Source organism: Aquabacter spiritensis, from assembly GCF_004346185.1.
Classification (GTDB): Bacteria; Pseudomonadota; Alphaproteobacteria; order Rhizobiales; family Xanthobacteraceae; genus Aquabacter; species Aquabacter spiritensis.
Genome location: NZ_SMAI01000006.1, coordinates 231,664 through 249,080, shown reverse-complemented (window position 1 = coordinate 249,080; position 17,417 = coordinate 231,664). Strand labels below are relative to the sequence as shown.

Here is a 17,417-nt window from a genome sequence, read left to right as displayed (position 1 = left end):
TTGGCCTGACCACAGAGGGGGCGACGCGGCGGCGGCCCTGCACCCGGCTCATACACCGGCCGGGGCGAGCGGCTGGGCTTCGAGGCCGTGGCGGTCGAAGATGCCGCGCAGCAGGCCGGACTGCTTCGCGCGCTCGACGAAGGCGCCGACAAAGGCCAGCGCGTCCGGCCGCCCCTTGGGCACCGCGACCGAGACGCTGGTTTCCTGAAACGCCTCCGCGAGAAGGTGCGAGCCCGGCACCTCCGGCTGCACCATGCGCAGATAGTCTTCCGAAAGGGCGACGGCGTCGGCCTCGCCGGTCGAGACCTGCCGCATCGCCTCCGCGACGGACGGCGCGGCGACGGCCCGCTCGGGGCCGAACATCCGCACCGCGGCCCGCAAGGTGGTGGTCCCTGCAATGCCCACGAAGCGCCGGCCGCGCGTCTGGTAGTCGGCGAGACTGCGGATGTCGCTTCCCGCCGCGATGAGAAACGTGCTGCGCAGAAGGTAATAAGCCGGCCCGAAGGCCACCTTGCGCCGCCGCTCGTCGTCCACCGGCATGAACGCCACGTCGATGGCGCCGGCGGCGAGGGCCTCGGTGCATTCCCCGGAATTGGGGAAGACGGTGAAATCGATCGGAATCCCGGCCGCCCCCGCGAGCGCTGTCAGGAAATCCACCGCGACCCCCTCCGGGGACGCTTGTGTGGCGAGGACGAAGAACACGCCCGCCGACGGGGCCTGGACGACGCCGGCCTGGAGGCGGCCGGTCGGGGCGAGTTTCTGAACCGTCGCGGCGTCGGCGGGCGGTGTCTGCAGGGGGCCGGACATCACAGATCCTTTTCCACATCGGCGATTCCGCGCGCGAGCCGGTCCGCCAGGATTTCGATTTCGCTCTCCGAAATGGTCAGAGGCGGACAGATGGCGAGCGTGTCTCCGATCGCGCGCACGAACAGCCCCTGAGCCTGTGCGGCGTCGGCACAGAGCGGGCCGATGCGCTGCGTGGGGTCGAACGTCTGCACGGGATGCCGGCGCGCCATCAATTGCACCCCGGCGAGCAGGCCGCGGCCACGGATATACCCCACGATCGCCGATCCGCGGAGGCTGCGGCGCAGACTGTCGAGCAGAACCGGCTCCAGCCGGCGCACGCGCGCGACGATCGCATCGTCCTCATAGATGCGGATCGCCTCGCACGCGACCGCGCAGCCGACCGGATGGCCCGAATAGGTCATGGTCAGCCCGAACAGCGGGAGGCGATCGCTCTGCGCCACCATGGCGTCGAACACCCGCGCATTGATCAGCACCGCAGACAAGGGGAAATAGGCGCTGGTGATGCCTTTGGCGCAGACGATCAAATCGGGCGCCAACCCCATCGTGGTGCAGCCGAACATCTCGCCGGTGCGCCCGAAGGCCGTCACCACCTCGTCGGCGACGAGCAGGATGCCGTGCTTGCGCAGCAGGATCTGAAGGCCGTCGAGATAGGCCTGGGGCGGGATGACCACCCCACCGGCCGCGAGGATCGGCTCGGTGAAGAAAGCCGCGATGGTCTCCGGCCCCTCGCGGGCGATCAGGGCCTCGAGGTCGGCGAGCAGACGCTCGGAGAAGGCCTGCTCGCTCTCCTCCTCCAGGGCGTCGGTGACATAGTCCGGGCAGGCGACGTGCAGGAAGCCGTCCAGCGGGAGGTTGAACTGCCGGTGGGCATAGTCGGCCCCCGTCAGGCTGGCGGCGGCGATGGTGTTGCCGTGATAGGCGCGCCGGTGGGCCAGAAATTTCCGCCGTTCGGGCGCATCCTGCGCGTTCCAGTAATACCAGCACAGCCGCGCGGCGCAGTCGGCCGCCTCCGAGCCGGAATTGGCGAACCAGACGTGCGACATGGGCACGGGGGCGATCTCGATCAGCTTTTCCGCAAGATCGATGACCGCCGGATGCGACCGGTGGTTGGTGAGGTGGGCATAGGCCAAAGTCTCCATCTGGCGCCGGCAGGCCTCGATCAGCCGCGTCTCGCCATAGCCCAGGGACAGGCACCACAGGCCGGACATGCCTTCGAGATAGTCGCGGCCGTGCCGGTCGCGCACCCACACCCCGCGGCCGCTTTCGATCACCAGCGGTCCCTCGTCCAGATGGCGGCGCAGATTGGTGAGGCCGTGGACGACGAAGGCCGTGTCGCGGGCCTCGGGAGAATTCGGGCGCGAAGCGGCCTCGGCGACGAAGGGCATGGGCAGGGCGTCCTTTCTGGCCGTGCGGGTCACGGCAGCGCCAAGGACAGCTGCGGGAAAACCGCTGGCAAGGCAAGGGGATGTCGGACTGACGCCCAGGGCAAGGCGCCGAGGGCGATCAGGCGGCAGGCGCAAACAAGAATACGACCCGGCATGTATAAAGCCGCTATAGGCGGGAAAATTTCAGTGATATATGCTCGGTGTATTGGTTAGTTGAATACGATGGCGCATGTTCGCTGGGGAGCGTTGATAATGTTGACTTCATTAAAGCGTAATTCGGGCAAATCGAAAAATTTGTTACATAGTCTTTCATTTTATGAAGGTGGGATGACTTTGAGCCTGAAGCGCAGGCTGAGCCTTGGCGCGAGTGCCGCGGTGCTGATTTTGGCGGGATCTCTGGCGGCGACGCGCGCCGGGGCGGAAGACACTGACCGGCTCGTCCTCACCGGCAAGGACGGCCAGAATGCGCGTCTCGTTTATTTTGGGTTCAACGACCCCTCGACACCCGGCGAGACCGTCGGCGCCATCACGGTTAGCGACAATTACTTCACGACCCTCTCGGCAATCGGACCTGCGGTCACCATAGGCGCCGCCGGTGGCAAGGGCGGGAACGGGCTCAGAACCCTGACGGCCGTAGATAATGCGAGCGATGGCGGCTGGGCCGGCGACGTGTTTGTGAAGCAGAGCGGCGATCTGGCCGGGCGGTCCGGCACGCCGGCCGGGAATTCGGCCCTGCTCCTGGTTTATTCGCGCGGCGGCGAGGGCGGAGGCGGCGGCCAGTCCGGGCGCGGCGGCACGGCCGGGCAGGTCAATCTGACCGTGACCTCCAACATCACGGCGACGGGGGGACGGCTCGCGGGCATCTGGGCGCAGTCGCGCGGCGGTGCTGCCGGCGCCGGCGGCAATCCGCAGGCTTGGGCCGACAGCCATCCCGGCGGCGATGGGGGCGTCGTGACCGTTTTGGCCAGCGGCGCCGTCAGCACGGACGGTAGCAACGCGCCGGCGATCGTCGCGGAATCGCTCGGTGGCGCCGGCGGAAAAGGGCAGAATTTCTGGCTGCACGGCGACCGCCCCACGGTCGGCGGCGGCGGAAACGACGTGACCGTCACAACGGCCGACACCGCGCTCGTCACGACCAAGGGGGCGAATTCGGCCGCGATCGTGGCACAGAGCGTCGGCGGTGTCGGCGCGGACGCCGTTTCGGGAAGCGGCAGCCAGGGCGGGAGGACCGGTGTCGTCAGGGTCACCCAGAACGGCACGATCACGACGTCGGGAAACTACAGCTTCGGCATTCTGGCGCAGTCCGTCGGCGGCAGCGGCGGCTCCGGCGGGTTCGGCGTGTTCAAGGGCGGTGCCGGCGCGGCGGCGGGGGCGGGCAACGACGTCACCGTGATCAATACGGGACGCATCGCGACCCTCGGCGTCGGCGCGACGGCGATCGTCGCCCAAAGCGTCGGCGGCGGGCGCGGCGGGGATGCGTTCTCGGCGGAGCCGTTCTCGGGCAATTCCGCGGGCGGCAATGGCGGCAGCGCCGCCTTCTTCGCGAGCGGCGGTGCGGGTGGGACCGGCGGCTTCGGCCGGCACGTCACCGTCGCCAATACCGGCAGTATCGCCACCGAAGGGGCGGGCGCCTACGGCATCCTGGCGCAGAGCGTCGGCGGCGGCGGGGGGCGGGGCGGCTCGGTCAATTCCGGATCGATCTTCTTCTCCCTGGCGCTCGGCGGAAGCGGCGGGACGGGGGGCGACGGCGGCATTGTCACGGTCACCAACCGCACCGCGTCCACCAGTTCCGGACAGGCCGCACCGATCGCCAGCATCGCCACGGCCGGGGAATCGGCAACAGCCATCTTCGCGCAGAGCGTCGGCGGCGCCGGCGGCGCCGGCGGGACCGCGAACACGGTCGCAGGTGGCTTCGGCGGCGCGATCGCGATCGCGATCGGCGGCAGCGGCGGCGCCGGCGGCACCGGCGGCGAAGTCACCGTCACCAATGATGCGCTTCTCACCACTTCGGGCGCCAATGCGCTGGGCATCCGGGCGCAGAGCGTCGGCGGCGGCGGCGGCATGGGCGGGAGCGCAAAGGCGATGGCGCTCGCGCAGGGCATTCCCGGCACCAATTCGCCGACCGTCTCCTTGACCTATACCGTGGGCGGCAGCGGCGGCGATGGCGGCGGCGGCGGTAAGGTCACGGTCACCAATACCGGAACGATCGCGACGTCGGGCGTGAATGCGCTGGGCGTCGAAGCGATGAGCATCGGCGGCGGCGGCGGCGATGCCGGCAGCGCGGCGTCCTATGCTCTGTCCATCGCCATGCCCGGACAGAAGTCGATCAGCGGCAGCTACACCGTCGGCGGCACCGGCGGGAAGGGCATCGGTGGCGGCGGCGTCGTCACAGTCACCAATAGCGGCGCCATCGTCACCCAGGGCACCGGCGCGATCGGCATTCGGGCGATGAGCGTTGGCGGCGGCGGCGGCAATGGCGGCGACGCCACCGCGACGGTGGATGTCATCGGCACCAAGCAGAATATCGGCATTGCCTCCTCGATCGGCGGAAAGGGCGGCGGCTCGGGGGATGGCGGCGAAGTCACCGTCACGAACACCAACCGGATCGAGACCCGCGGCGAATTCGCGACCGGCATCGTCGCCCAGAGCATCGGTGGCGGCGGCGGCAACGGCGCGATCGGCGACGCCTCCGCCTCGGGCGGCTTCTCCTGGGACAAGACCATCGACGGCTTCGTCAAGAAGCTTCCGATGGCCGATGTTTTCTCCGGCAATCTGAATGTGGGCGGCGATGGCGGGCTCGGCGGGTCCGGAAAGGCCGCGACGGTCAAAAACAGCGCCAGGATCGAGACCTTCGGCTCGAATTCGGCCGGCATCTTCGCTCAGAGCGTCGGCGGCGGCGGCGGCAATGCCGGCGGCTATCAGGCCGGCGGCCAAGGCACGCTGACGGCCCGCCTCCAGATCGGCGGAAAAGGCGCCGGTGGCGGCACCGGTGGCAATGTGGTGGTGGAAAACCAAGCCGGCGGCAAGATCCTCACCCATGCCGACGGCGCCTATGGCATCTCGGCGCAGAGCGTGGGTGGCGGCGGCGGCAATGGCGGCACCATGACCGCCAAGCGCCAGAGCAAGCCCGACGTCGTCGGCGGCGCGCTCGCCAAGGTCAAGGAACTGGTCGGCATCACGGCATACGACAAATGGGCGGCGGACAAGGCCAACAAGACCGAAAAAGAAAAGCTGGAACAGCTGACCAAGGATATCAAGTCGACCGACTTCTACAAAAAGCTCCTGGATTCCGACATCGCCAAAGGATTCAACGAGGTCCAGAAGAAGTACAAGGACTGGGAGAAGGAGCAGAAGAGCGGCGGCAAGAAGCTGCCCGACGCCTCCTTGACCTTGAGCTTCGGCGGTTCCGGCGGGTCCGGCGGCCGCGGCGGCGCGGTCACCGTGACCAATGACGGCAGCATTGCAACATCGGGCAATATCGCGACCGGCATCTTCGCCCAGAGCATTGGCGGCGGCGGCGGCAATGGCGGCGTGGCCTCGGCCTCCGGCGCGAATTCCAACAGCTTCACCTTCTCCTTCGGCGGCAATGGCGGCAGCGGAAATTCCGGCGGCGGCGTCATCGTCACCAATACCGGCAGCATCACGACGGTGGGAAACAGCGCCTTCGCCATCATGGCGCAGAGCATCGGCGGCGGCGGCGGGCTCGGGGTCGGCGCGATCGGCGCCGACAACGATGCCAAGACCAAGAAGTATCAGATCAACGGCACGCTCGGCGGCAGCGGCGGGAGCGGCGCGGACGGCGGTACGGTGACGGTGACGAACAGCAGCACCATCTCCACCAAGGGCCTGGAGGCGCACGCCATCGTCGCGCAGAGCGTCGGCGGTGGCGGCGGCGCCTTCGTCGTCAATCCCGACGACGGCATCGCTCCCGAGATGACCGAGGAGGAGAAGCAGGCGCAGAAGGCGGTCGACGACTTCATGGCGGCGCTGGGAGTCGAGAAGACCGTGCCCGACAGCGCGGTGGCGCCGGCCGCCCCAGCCAAGGCGGCGGCCTCCGACGGCAAGGACAAGACGATTTCCGGCGCCTTGGTTCTGGGCGGCAGCGGCGGCATGGCCGGCGTGGGCAATACCGTCTCGGTCACCCATTCCGGAACCATCATCACCTCCGGAACGGCGGCGTTCGGCATCATGGCGCAATCGGTCGGCGGCGGCGGGGGCTTCTCCAATTCCGGCGGATCGATTGGGGGCTACGACACCACCTTGACCCTCGGCGGCGCCGGCGGCGCGGCCGGGAAGGGCGGCAATGTCACCGTCACGCTCGGCGGCAAGGCCGCCATCACCACAATCGGGGACAATGCCATCGCCATCTTCGCCCAGAGCGTCGGCGGCGGCGGCGGCTATGGCGGCGCCAGCAAGGTGAACGGCCAGGCCACCCCCTTGACTATCCGCGAGGGTGGAAACGGCGATGGCGGACTGGTGACCATCGCCATGGGGTCGCCGGCGGACAAGGCGACGATCACCACGTCGGGCAAAGCGGCGCATGGCATCTTCGCCCAGAGCCTCGCCGGGGGCGGCGGCACCTCGGCGCAATATTCCGGAATGATGCCGGCCTCCAGCGGAGGCGAGCGGCGGAACGGGGCCGGTCGGGCGGGCGGGATCACCGTCAGCTATAGCGGATCGATCACGGCCTCCGGGGAGGGCGCCTACGGCATCTTCGCTCAGAGCGGAATGCAGACCAAGACCGGCGCCCTCAATTCCGAGCGGGCCGGCAGCACCATCTCGATCACCTATGGCGGCGGCACGCTCGAAGGCGGCGGCGGAACCGGCGCGGCCATCCGCATCGACGGCGGAAACATGAACAGCGACGCCATTCCGAGCCCCAGCATCAACGCCAACACCATCACGGTGAACAGCGACGCCACGGTCAAGGCGCTCTCCGGAATGGCGGTGCTGGCCTCGTTCGGCACCGACAATCTGGTCAATTACGGCACGATGATCGGCGGCATCAATCTGGCCTATGGCGACACCCGCGAGGCGAATTTCTTCACGAATCACGGGACGTATCGGACCGGTGCCGACAGCGTCAGCGTCGCCTCCGCCGCCGTGAATCTCGGACGGGGTGGTGCCGGTCTCAGCGCCTTCGGCAATCTGGGGACGTTCGACATCGGCGGTGTGGGGACGATCTCCAAAGCGTCCCTGACGGGCGATTTCAGCCAGACCAAGTCCGGCCGGATACTGGTCGACGTCACCAGCGGCGCGACGGACCATTCCCCGAGAAGCGACGTCCTGAACGTGTCGGGGTCCGTCAGGTCCCTTGCCGGAACCGCGGTCGCCAATGTCGTCGGCAGCTTGCGGCCGGACACCTTCCTCATCGTCGACGGGCACATCGCGCAAACCCCGACGCTGACGGTCGTCTCCGCGAACACCGGCAGTCCCTTCACCTGGGCGGTCCAGGCTCCGACGACCAACGGGGTCAAGATCACGCCGCAGGCCAATTTCCTCGCCTTCGGCGGGGCGGGCCTGTCCGACAGTCAGAAGAATATGCTGGGCGGCCTTCAGACGACCTGGGACAAGGGCGTGGCGGCCCCGGGCAAGATGTCGCAAAGTGCCGCGACGACATTCGGCAACCTGGCCCGCGCCACCTCTCGGAAAGATTTCCAGCAGGCCGCCGATAGCGCCACGCCGGACGAATCCTCCAGCACGCTGACCAGCCAGACCCTGAATGCGCGCGCCTCCCTGCACGCCGCCTTGAGCTGTCCGGTGTTCGTGGGCAGCGGCACGATGATGGAGGAAACCAGCTGCGCCTGGGCCCGCATCATCGGCAATTGGACCCGGCAGACCTCGTCGGACGATATGGACGGCTATGATGCGAATGCCGTCACCTACCGGGTCGGTGTCCAGAAGGAGATCGTCACCGATTGGTTCCTCGGGGCGACCGTCGGCTTCACCCAATCCTGGCTGAACGGGTCGGACGGCTATTCCAGCACGTCGGGAAATGGCGCGGACGCGGCGATCTCGCTGAAGCACCAGATCGGCCCCTGGCTCTTCTCGGCATCCGGTCATCTCGGCTTCGGCAGTTACGAGACGGACCGCGTGCTCGATATCGGCCCGTCCGTGAGCACGTCGAGCGGCACCGCCAACGTGCTCACGGCCGCGGCGCGGCTCCGGGCGAGCTACGAGTTCGCCTTCGCCAATTGGTACGTGAAGCCCTATGCCGACCTCGACATCCTCTACACCCATATGCCGAGCTATCAAGAGCAGGGATTCGGTCCGACACTCGGTTTCTCCGGCGCCGAGCAATGGAACCTCGCGGTGAGCCCGAACGTAGAATTCGGCGGCCGCGTGGACCTCTCGAGCGATCTGTGGCTGCGCCCCTTTGCGACCGTGGGCATGACCTTCTTCGCCAAGGACAGCATGCCGCTGGACGTCACTTTGGCCGCTGCCGGAGACCCCATCGCCACCTTCACCACCGAGGTGACGATCCCGCAAACCCTGGTGAACCTGGCGGCCGGCCTGCAGCTCTTCAGCACCAAGGGCTACGAGATCAAGGCGGAATACAAGGCGGACATTGGCGATGATTACCTCAATCAGGAATTGAGTGCCCGACTCGCCGTGCCGTTCTGAGCGGCACCGCGCCCCAGGCCCGGCGCGCGGGCCGGCGGGCGAGCGGGCGGTGTCCGCCTGCCGCCCGGTCCCCGCCGTCGAAGATGAAATCTTGCCGCACACCGTCGCCCCCCTCGGGGCTGATCGCCGTCGCCCGCTCGCTGACCCCTGCGGCGGAAGCCAAACTATTCGGTCGACATCAGGGGTCACGTCTGCTTGCTTTGGCGAGAGCCTGATCAGATTATGTTGCAGGGCGTCGGTTTATTGAGTCGCCTCTCGTGTTCGAAAACATTTGGCGCCCGATCCGATCCCGTCGAATGACAGGATCGGTGAATGGGTCGCTAAGTCATTGATAGAGAAGCTTTTTTATCGAATCGCGGCGCGTTTGATCGGATCGCGCTCTTGCCGGAATCATCCAAGATGACCCGCCGAACGTTTCTTTACCTCGGAGGTGGCTCATACCCTGCTGATCGACATATCGAAGCTGCGATGCGCGAGCGCCTCGAGGCGGCCGGCGACGTCTTTATCGGCCACGAAAAAATCCTCAAAAAGCACTGGGCGCCGGTCGAGGAAAAACGATCGGCCTTGCAAGCCGCCCTCGCCTTGGCAGACGGCGAAGACGTCGTCGCGGTCGGGCGATCCTCGGGCGGCCTTGCCGCGGTGTCGGTCGCAGCAAGCGGGGGAAGACTTCTCGCGGTGGTCGTATTGGGTTACCCGTTTCAACCGCCCAAAGCCGCCCCCGATCCGACGCGTGTCGCGCACTTGCTGGCGCTGCGGACGCCGACATTGATCGTGCAGGGCGCGTCCGACTGTTACGGCACGCCGGACGATGCAAGGCGACACAATCTGTCGCCATGCGTCAGAATCGAAGGCGTGGCATGCAACCACGAAATGAATCTCACTGAACGCGCGTGGGACGGCGTGGCCAAACTCGTCTTTGACTTTCTGGACAATGTCTCGCGCGAATGGCCGCGCAGTGCGCGCGTTCCCGATCAATGATCGACAGCCACGGCGCGAAGGGGGCAAACTCCGGCCAGCGACGACGAATGCCGGGTCTTGGGCGAAATGGTGCCGCTTGAGGGATTCGAACCCCCGACCCCCTCATTACGAATGAGGTGCTCTACCAGCTGAGCTAAAGCGGCGCCGAGGCGGACCTCGACGGGTGGGCTGCCATGCAGACGCTGCGGGCACTCAGCGTGCCCGCTCCCGGTACGGTCGTCTTACGTCGATGCGCCGGCACTTGCAAGGGCGGAGGTCGGGCGGGAGGGGCGGGGCTTGCGGCAGGCTGTCGGGCCGTCCGCGCCCAGGCCCTCGCTCTGCGGCGGGGCGGCGCCTCGCCGTCCTTGCTCCCGCGGGCGCCCGTCTTGCCTCGGGCGCGGACCGGCGCTAGGGCAGGGGCATGACGCAGGACGAGGAACGGAAGGCGCGGCTCGCCAGCGCGTTGCGGGCCAATCTGGCGCGCCGAAAGGCGCAAGGCCGCGCGCGCGCGGCGCGGGGCGAATCGCCGGAGGCGGAAGCGCCGGCGGACGCGGTGACGCCGTCTCCCGGGCCAAGCGGGCCTATGGTACCGAAGCCGGAAGACGCGTAGCTTTGCGTTGCGTCGAGCGTTCCGCGCCCGCGGCGCCGGACGGGGGCCGTGCGATGCGGCTTTTTGGGGAGAGCGGGGCTGGGGTTCCCCGTTCGGGCGAAAACTTTCTTGTTTCCCTCCGGACGGGTCCCACTCTAGACGAGGGGTTCGTCCGCGCGTGGCGCGGCCATCGGAGCGTTCTGCGCATGGACAAGATCAGGATCGTCGGCGGCCGGCCCCTTTCCGGGACCATTCCGATTTCGGGCGCCAAGAATGCCGCCCTTCCGCTGATGATCGCCGGCCTGCTCACCGAAGAAAAGCTGACGCTGGAGAATGTGCCGCGCCTCGCCGATGTCGCGCTCCTGCAGCGGATCCTCGGCAATCACGGCGTCGACATCACCACGGCCGGCAAGCGCAACGGCGACGATCCCCATGCCGGCCAGACGCTGGAGATCGACGCCCGCGCCATCGTCGACACCACCGCCCCTTACGATCTCGTCTCGCGCATGCGGGCGAGTTTCTGGGTCGTGGGGCCGCTGCTCGCCCGCATGGGCGAGGCGCGCGTGTCCCTGCCCGGCGGCTGCGCGATCGGCACCCGGCCGGTCGATTTCCATCTCGACGCGCTGCGCGCGCTGGGCGGCGAGATCGACATCGATGCCGGCTATGTCGTCGCGCGGGCGCCCAAAGGCTTGTCGGGCGCGCGCATCGTGTTCCCGAAGGTCTCGGTCGGTGCGACCCATACGGCCCTCATGGCGGCGGCGCTGGCGCGCGGCGAGAGCGTGATCGAGAATGCCGCGCGCGAGCCGGAAATCGTCGATCTCGCCCAGTGCCTTGTGAAGATGGGGGCACGGATCTCCGGCGCCGGCACCTCGACCATCCAGATCGACGGCGTCGCCCGCCTGCGCGGGGCGCGCCACGCCGTTTTGCCCGACCGGATCGAGACCGGAACCTATGCCATGGCGACCGCGATGGTGGGCGGCGACGTCCTGCTGGCCGGCGCGAGCGCGACGCTTCTGGAGAGCGCGCTCGCCACGCTGCGCGCCGCCGGCGCCGAAATCGACGTCACGAACGAGGGTATAAGAGTGCAGCGGAACGGGGCGGGGATCCGCCCGGTGGACGTCACGACCGCGCCGTTTCCCGGCTTTCCGACCGATCTCCAGGCCCAGTTCATGGCCCTGATGACCCGGGCGGGGGGGCGGTCGCGCATCACCGAGACGATCTTCGAGAATCGCTTCATGCACGTGCAGGAACTGGCGCGGCTTGGCGCCCGGATCCATCTCGACGGCGACACGGCGACGGTGGAGGGGGTGGAGCGCCTGAAGGGCGCGCCGGTCATGGCGACGGATCTGCGCGCCTCGGTGTCTCTGGTCATTGCCGGCCTCGCCGCCGAGGGCGAGACCATGGTGCAGCGGGTCTATCATCTCGACCGCGGCTTCGAGCGTCTGGAGGAGAAACTGGCCCGCTGCGGCGCCCAGATCGAGCGGCTCAGCATGTGATGGGGCTTGATCGCGGCCGCCGGCGTCGCCATGTCCTGCCCAGCAAGAACGAGGATCAATCCCGATGGACGCTCTGAAGCTTCTCGCCCTCGACGAGGAAGACCTGGCGATCCTCTCGGCGCATCTCCAGGATGCCTTGGTCAAGGTCGCCGATATCGGCTTTCTGCCGAAGACCCAGCGCTTCGTCTTGGTGCTGGATCGGTTCGACTGGGACAAGGCCTGTGCCGATACCTATGTGCGCCACCGCGCCGGGTTGCATTTCGAGCGGGTGCGCAATGTCCGCTCGCGCGGCTTCGACCGGCAGGATGCCGAGGGGATCCTCAATCTCCTCGCCGTGACGTTCGCCCCCGGCGAAGCGCCCTCGGGCACGGTGACCCTGGCATTTTCCGGCGGCGCCGACATCTGCTTCGAAGTCGAATGCATCGAAGCCCGGCTGTCCGATCTCGGCCCTTCCTGGGGCTGCAAGCGGGCGCCGGAACATGCGCCCGAAGCCGTCTCCGCCACCGGAGCGAGCGGATCGGCCTGAGCGCCCCCGCCGGGGCGGGTCACGCCCGCCGGTGCCGGGCGTGAAAGCCCGTTCCCCTTTGCCCGCAACTGTTCTATCGAAGCGGCATGCCGATCCGTCTCGACACCCGCTCCGCCGATTTCCCGGCCGCCTTCGCCGCCTTCCTCGACAGCAAGCGCGAGGCTGCGGCCGATGTCGCCGCCGCGGTGGCGGAGATCGTCGCGCGGGTCCGGGCGGAGGGCGATGCCGCCTTGATCGACCTGTCCCGAACCTTCGACCGGGTCGACCTCGCGGCGCGCGGCATACGAGTGAGCGCGGACGAGATCGCGGCGGCGCAGGACGCGGTCGCGCCGCAAACCCTGGAGGCGCTCGCCTTCGCCAAACGCCGCATCGAATCGCATCACGCCCGCCAGAAGCCGAAGGACGACCGCTATACCGACGCCCTCGGCGTCGAACTGGGCCATCGCTGGACGCCGGTGGACGCGGTCGGCCTCTATGTGCCGGGCGGCACCGCGGCCTATCCCTCCTCGGTGCTGATGAATGCCGTCCCGGCGGCGGTCGCGGGCGTCCCGCGCATCGTCATGGTCGTGCCGGCCCCCGACGGCGAGATCGCGCCCCTCGTTCTGGTCGCGGCGCAGCTTGCGGGCGTGGATGAAATCTACCGCGTCGGCGGGGCACAGGCGGTGGCCGCGCTCGCCTATGGGACGCAGACCATCGCCCCGGTCGACAAGATCGTCGGTCCCGGCAACGCCTATGTCGCCGCCGCCAAGCGGCAGGTGTTCGGCAAAGTCGGCATCGACATGGTGGCCGGCCCGTCCGAGGTGCTGATCCTCGCCGACGGCGCGGCCAATGCCGATTGGATCGCCGCCGACCTCCTGGCGCAGGCGGAGCACGACACCGCGGCCCAATCGATCCTCATCACCGACAGCGCGGATCTCGCCGAGCGGGTCGGGCGCGCGGTGGCGGATATGCTCACCACGCTGCCGCGCGCTGCGATCGCCGCCGAATCCTGGCGCGTCCACGGCGCCATCATCCAGGTCTCCGACTGGGATGAGGCGCTCGACCTGACCAACCGCATCGCCCCCGAACATCTCGAAATCCACTGCGCCGACGCCGAGGCGCTGGCGGCGCGGGTGCGCCACGCCGGGGCGATCTTCATCGGCCCATACACGCCGGAGGCGGTGGGGGATTATGTCGGCGGCAGCAACCATGTCCTGCCGACGGCCCGGTCCGCCCGTTTTTCCTCGGGGCTGGGGGTGCTGGACTTCATGAAGCGCACCTCGATCCTCAAATGCAGTCCTGAGGCGCTGCATGCCCTCGGGCCGGCGGCGGTGCGGCTCGCCACGGCCGAACGGCTCGATGCTCATGGCCGCTCCATTCTGGTGCGCTCCAATGCCGGATCGGGGGTCGCATGACCGTGCCACGCGAAACCGCCAAGCCCGGATGCCGTCTGTCCGCCGTGACGCTCGACGAGGCGTCGATCGGGCGGGGCGGGGCGGATGTCGAGCATGAGCGGGCGACCGCCATCTACGATCTCCTCGAAGACAATGCCTTCGAACCGGTGAACGATCCGGGGGAGGGGCCTTACATCCTCCATATCGGGCTCGCCGAGAACCGCCTGGTGCTCGATGTGCGCCGCGAAGCCGGTGACGCGGTGGTTCAGCACCATCTTTCGCTGACCCCCTTCCGCAAGGTGGTGAAAGATTATTTCCTGGTCTGCGAGAGCTATTACCAAGCGATCCGCACGGCCTCGCCGACCCAGATCGAGGCGATCGATATGGGGCGGCGCGGGCTCCACAACGAAGGATCCGATCTGCTTCGCGAGCGGCTGAAGGACAAGATCGAGGTGGATTTCGACACCGCCCGCCGCCTGTTCACGCTGATCTGCGCGCTCCACTGGAGGGGCTAGGGTGAGCGAGGCTCCGCCTGCGCCTGCGCCCGCGCGAAGCGTTCGGCCGCAGGCGGTGCTGTTCATGTGCGGGCAGAACGTGGTCCGCTCGGTCATGGCGGAGGCGATCGCCAAACATCTGTTCGGCCGCTCGGTCTATGTCCAGTCGGCCGGCGTCATCGCCGGCGACCCGGACCCGTTCGTCGCCACGGTCATGGAGGAATTGGGCCTCGACGTGAAGCGGCACCGCCCGCACAGCGTCGCGGACCTTGAGGAATATGAGGGGCTCGGCTTCGACCTCGCGATCTCGCTCTCCCCCGATGCGCACCACAAGGCGCTGGAGCTGACCCGGACCAATGCGCTCGATGTGGAATATTGGCCGACCGCCGATCCTACGCTCGAAACCGGCAATCGCGAGCAGCGCCTCGATGCCTATCGGACGGTGCGGGACGAACTGGAGCGGCGCATCCGCGCCCGCTTCAAGACCGCACGCTAGAGCTTGGTCCGGTCAGGTCGAGACGACCCGGCCGGGGATGCCGTCTCTCGCACATTGATCGGTGGCCCGCCGCCGGCGCTTGCAAAGGCGGGCTTTTGGGATAGCGTGCCGGCCCCGAAGCGGGATGGCGCGTCCGCGCGGGAAAGCGGGATTTCGGAAATGGAGCGCGGCGGGGCCGCCGGCCGGGTCGACCGGGCTGGGTCCGGCGCCGGCGGTGCAGCGAGGCGTATCGTGGATGATCGGGTGAAGCTCGTATTGGCGTCGGGATCGCCGCGCCGTCTCGCGCTGCTCAACCAGGCCGGCATCGAGCCGGACCTCCTGATGCCGGCGGAGATCGACGAGACCCCGGAGCGGGGCGAACTGCCGCGCAAGCTTGCGCTGCGGCTCGCGCGCCAGAAGGGGGAATTGGTGGCGCGGCGCGCCCGCGAGGCCGGGATCGAAGGGATCGTGCTCGCTGCCGACACCGTCGTCGCGGTGGGGCGGCGGGTTCTGCCCAAGCCCGAGATCCAGGACGAGGCCGAACATTGCCTGCGGCTTTTGTCGGGCCGCGCGCACCGTGTGTTCACCGGGGTGTGCGTGGTCTCGCCGCGCGGCCGGGCGCGCACCCGCCTGGTCGAGACGCGGCTGCGCTTCCGCCGGCTGTCGGGCGAGGACCTGTCCGCTTATCTCGCGGCCGGAGAATGGCGCGGCAAGGCCGGGGGCTACGCCATCCAGGGCTTGGCCGGCAGTTTCGTCGTGAAGCTGATCGGCTCCTATAGCAGCGTCGTCGGCCTGCCTCTGGCCGAGACCGTCGCGCTGCTAGCCGGCGAGGGATATGCCGTGCGGGCCGGCTGGAGCGGGCGGGCGGCATGAAGACACCGGCGAAGAAGACCACGCGCGGCTGCCCGATCTGCGGCAAGCCTCCGGTCGAAAAATACCGTCCCTTCTGCTCCAAGCGCTGCGCCGATGTCGACCTCAACCGCTGGCTGACCGGGGCCTATGCCATTCCGGTCGTTGCGGACGAGGACGAGGACGGCGAGCCGCCGAGCGAGCCGACGCCGGGCTGAAACCCGCTTCCGGCCCGGCCCCGCCTCGATGAGGGGGGTGTCGCGGCGCCCCGCGCCACGCTATGGATGGCGTAACCTTCGCCGTGACGCCGTCGAATTCTGTCCGCCGCGCGCGGGCGGGGGTGCGTGGAGACGCGCATGTCCAAGTTCGAGACCGCGGCCCCGGCCACGCTGCCGGATTTCCGTACCGACGCCTTCATCGGCGGGCGCTTCGTCGCCGCGGCGAGCGGACGGCGCTTCACCGCCGTCAATCCTGCGACCGGCCGCCCGCTCGCCGAGGTCGCCGCCTGCGATGCGGCCGATATCGACCGTGCGGTGGCGGCGGCGCGCGCCGCGTTCGACGACCGCCGCTGGGCGGGCCTGAAGCCAAGCGAGCGCAAGCGGATCCTCGTGCGCTTCGCCGATCTGGTGCGCGCCCACCGCGACACGCTGGCGCTCACCGAGACGCTGAACATGGGCAAGCCGATCTCGGACGCCAAGGCGATCGACGTGCGCGCCACGGCCGATTGCATCGCCTATTACGGCGAGGCGGCCGACAAGGTCTATGGCGAGGTGGCGCCGACCGGCGACGACACGCTGGCCCTGGTGCTGCGCGAGCCGCTCGGCGTCGTCGGCTGCGTCACGCCCTGGAACTTCCCGATGATCATGGCCGCCTGGAAGTTCGCCCCGGCGCTCGCCATGGGCAATTCCGTGGTGCTGAAGCCGGCCGAGGAATCTCCGCTCACCGCGCTGCATCTCGCCGCTTTGGCGCAGGAGGCGGGGATCCCGGACGGCGTGTTCAACGTGGTTCCGGGCCTCGGCGCCGAGGCCGGTGCCGCGCTCGGCCGGCACATGGATGTCGACGCCATCGCCTTTACCGGCTCCACCGAGGTCGGGCGCTATTTCATGCGCTACTCGGCCGACACCAATCTGAAGCGCGTGTCGCTCGAACTCGGCGGCAAGACCGGCTTCGTGGTGGCGGCCGATGCGCCGGACCTCGACGCGGTCGCCGAGGCGGCCGCCGCCGGCATCTTCTTCAATCAGGGCGAGATGTGCACCGCCGGCTCCCGGCTCCTGGTCGACAACAGGATCAAGGATGCGGTGGTGGCGCGCGTCGTCGCGGCCGCCGCCCGTTGGATGCCGGGCGATCCGCTCGACCCGGCAACGCCCGCCGGCGCGGTGGTCAGCCGCGAGCATCAGGGGCGGATCCTGGAAGCGGTCGCGCGCGGCCAGGCCGAGGGCGCCCGGCTGGTCACCGGCGGCGGCGCCGTCCATGCGGAGAGCGGCGGCGCCTTCGTCGCACCGACCGTGTTCGACGACGTCGATCCCCGCTCATCGCTGGCGCAGCATGAAATCTTCGGCCCGGTGCTCTCGGTGATCGGCTTCGATGGGCTCGACCAGGCGGTCGAGATCGCCAACGGCACGGTCTACGGCCTCGGCGCGGCGATCTGGAGCGGCGATCTCGCCGCCGCCCACAAGGCTGCGCGGCGCTTCAAGGCGGGCGTCGTCTACGTCAACTGCTTCGACGCCGACGACATCACGGTGCCGTTCGGCGGCGTCAAGCAATCCGGCTTCGGCCGCGACAAGTCCCTGCACGCGCTGGAAAAATATTCCGATCTCAAGACCGTCTGGACGCGCCTGTGAG

General features: G+C 68.6%; 12 protein-coding genes and 1 tRNA gene. 10 read left to right on the top strand and 3 right to left on the bottom strand.

What is annotated here, in order from left to right; all coding sequences use genetic code 11:
• Positions 1–48: 48 nt before the first annotated feature.
• Entirely contained in the window at positions 49–807 is a 759-nt protein-coding gene (locus tag EDC64_RS11975) for a transporter substrate-binding domain-containing protein (RefSeq protein WP_132031559.1), read from the bottom strand.
• Entirely contained in the window at positions 807–2,192 is a 1,386-nt protein-coding gene (locus EDC64_RS11970) for an aminotransferase (protein ID WP_132031557.1), read from the bottom strand. Before EDC64_RS11970 ends, EDC64_RS11975 begins: the two co-directional genes overlap by 1 nt.
• A gap of 327 nt (positions 2,193–2,519) precedes the next feature.
• Here EDC64_RS11970 and EDC64_RS11965 point away from each other — a divergent pair, with 327 nt between their 5' ends.
• Together EDC64_RS11965 and EDC64_RS11960 are read left to right on the top strand one after the other, a co-directional pair.
• Positions 2,520–8,816, top strand: coding sequence for an autotransporter outer membrane beta-barrel domain-containing protein (locus EDC64_RS11965; RefSeq protein WP_132031555.1), 6,297 nt, complete (start codon positions 2,520–2,522; stop codon positions 8,814–8,816).
• A 468-nt stretch (positions 8,817–9,284) separates the two neighbouring features.
• Entirely contained in the window at positions 9,285–9,794 is a 510-nt protein-coding gene (locus EDC64_RS11960; protein ID WP_132031553.1) for an alpha/beta family hydrolase, read from the top strand.
• Positions 9,795–9,861: 67 nt separating this feature from the next.
• On the opposite strand, the gene EDC64_RS11955 is transcribed toward EDC64_RS11960, so the two are convergent.
• Positions 9,862–9,937: transfer RNA gene (locus EDC64_RS11955), tRNA-Thr, on the bottom strand.
• Between the two features lie 631 nt (positions 9,938–10,568).
• On the opposite strand from EDC64_RS11955, the gene murA reads away from it, so the two are divergent.
• From murA to EDC64_RS11910, 8 genes are all read left to right on the top strand, one after another.
• The gene (gene murA / locus EDC64_RS11945) at positions 10,569–11,858 is read left to right on the top strand and encodes a UDP-N-acetylglucosamine 1-carboxyvinyltransferase (RefSeq protein WP_132031549.1); all 1,290 of its coding nucleotides are present in this window, start codon (positions 10,569–10,571) and stop codon (positions 11,856–11,858) included.
• Between the two features lie 64 nt (positions 11,859–11,922).
• The gene (locus tag EDC64_RS11940; protein WP_132031547.1) at positions 11,923–12,384 is read left to right on the top strand and encodes a DUF2948 family protein; all 462 of its coding nucleotides are present in this window, start codon (positions 11,923–11,925) and stop codon (positions 12,382–12,384) included.
• An 86-nt stretch (positions 12,385–12,470) separates the two neighbouring features.
• On the top strand, positions 12,471–13,778 hold the full coding sequence (gene hisD, locus EDC64_RS11935) for a histidinol dehydrogenase (RefSeq protein ID WP_132031545.1): 1,308 nt from the start codon (positions 12,471–12,473) through the stop codon (positions 13,776–13,778).
• Entirely contained in the window at positions 13,775–14,272 is a 498-nt protein-coding gene (locus EDC64_RS11930) for a UPF0262 family protein (protein ID WP_132031543.1), read from the top strand. The genes hisD and EDC64_RS11930 overlap by 4 nt, the downstream gene beginning before the upstream one ends.
• Before the next feature lies 1 nt (position 14,273).
• Entirely contained in the window at positions 14,274–14,747 is a 474-nt protein-coding gene (locus EDC64_RS11925) for an arsenate-mycothiol transferase ArsC (protein ID WP_420808956.1), read from the top strand.
• 231 nt (positions 14,748–14,978) lie between these two features.
• Positions 14,979–15,599: a Maf-like protein gene (locus EDC64_RS11920; RefSeq protein ID WP_132031541.1), complete on the top strand. Its 621-nt coding sequence runs from the start codon at positions 14,979–14,981 to the stop codon at positions 15,597–15,599.
• A complete protein-coding gene (gene yacG / locus EDC64_RS11915; protein WP_132031539.1) occupies positions 15,596–15,793 on the top strand; it encodes a DNA gyrase inhibitor YacG in 198 nt (65 codons plus the stop codon). The genes EDC64_RS11920 and yacG overlap by 4 nt, the downstream gene beginning before the upstream one ends.
• A 138-nt stretch (positions 15,794–15,931) precedes the next feature.
• Positions 15,932–17,416, top strand: coding sequence for an aldehyde dehydrogenase (locus tag EDC64_RS11910; RefSeq protein ID WP_132031537.1), 1,485 nt, complete (start codon positions 15,932–15,934; stop codon positions 17,414–17,416).
• The last annotated feature ends 1 nt before the right edge of the window (position 17,417 follow it).

Excerpts from the sequence above, each read along its gene's own strand:
- EDC64_RS11975 (WP_132031559.1), bottom strand. The coding sequence starts at position 807 with ATGTCCGGCCCCCTGCAGACACCGCCCGCCGACGCCGCGACGGTTCAG.
- EDC64_RS11970 (WP_132031557.1), bottom strand. The coding sequence starts at position 2,192 with ATGCCCTTCGTCGCCGAGGCCGCTTCGCGCCCGAATTCTCCCGAGGCC.
- EDC64_RS11965 (WP_132031555.1), top strand. The coding sequence starts at position 2,520 with ATGACTTTGAGCCTGAAGCGCAGGCTGAGCCTTGGCGCGAGTGCCGCG.
- EDC64_RS11960 (WP_132031553.1), top strand. The coding sequence starts at position 9,285 with ATGCGCGAGCGCCTCGAGGCGGCCGGCGACGTCTTTATCGGCCACGAA.
- murA (WP_132031549.1), top strand. The coding sequence starts at position 10,569 with ATGGACAAGATCAGGATCGTCGGCGGCCGGCCCCTTTCCGGGACCATT.
- EDC64_RS11940 (WP_132031547.1), top strand. The coding sequence starts at position 11,923 with ATGGACGCTCTGAAGCTTCTCGCCCTCGACGAGGAAGACCTGGCGATC.
- hisD (WP_132031545.1), top strand. The coding sequence starts at position 12,471 with ATGCCGATCCGTCTCGACACCCGCTCCGCCGATTTCCCGGCCGCCTTC.
- EDC64_RS11930 (WP_132031543.1), top strand. The coding sequence starts at position 13,775 with ATGACCGTGCCACGCGAAACCGCCAAGCCCGGATGCCGTCTGTCCGCC.
- yacG (WP_132031539.1), top strand. The coding sequence starts at position 15,596 with ATGAAGACACCGGCGAAGAAGACCACGCGCGGCTGCCCGATCTGCGGC.
- EDC64_RS11910 (WP_132031537.1), top strand. The coding sequence starts at position 15,932 with ATGTCCAAGTTCGAGACCGCGGCCCCGGCCACGCTGCCGGATTTCCGT.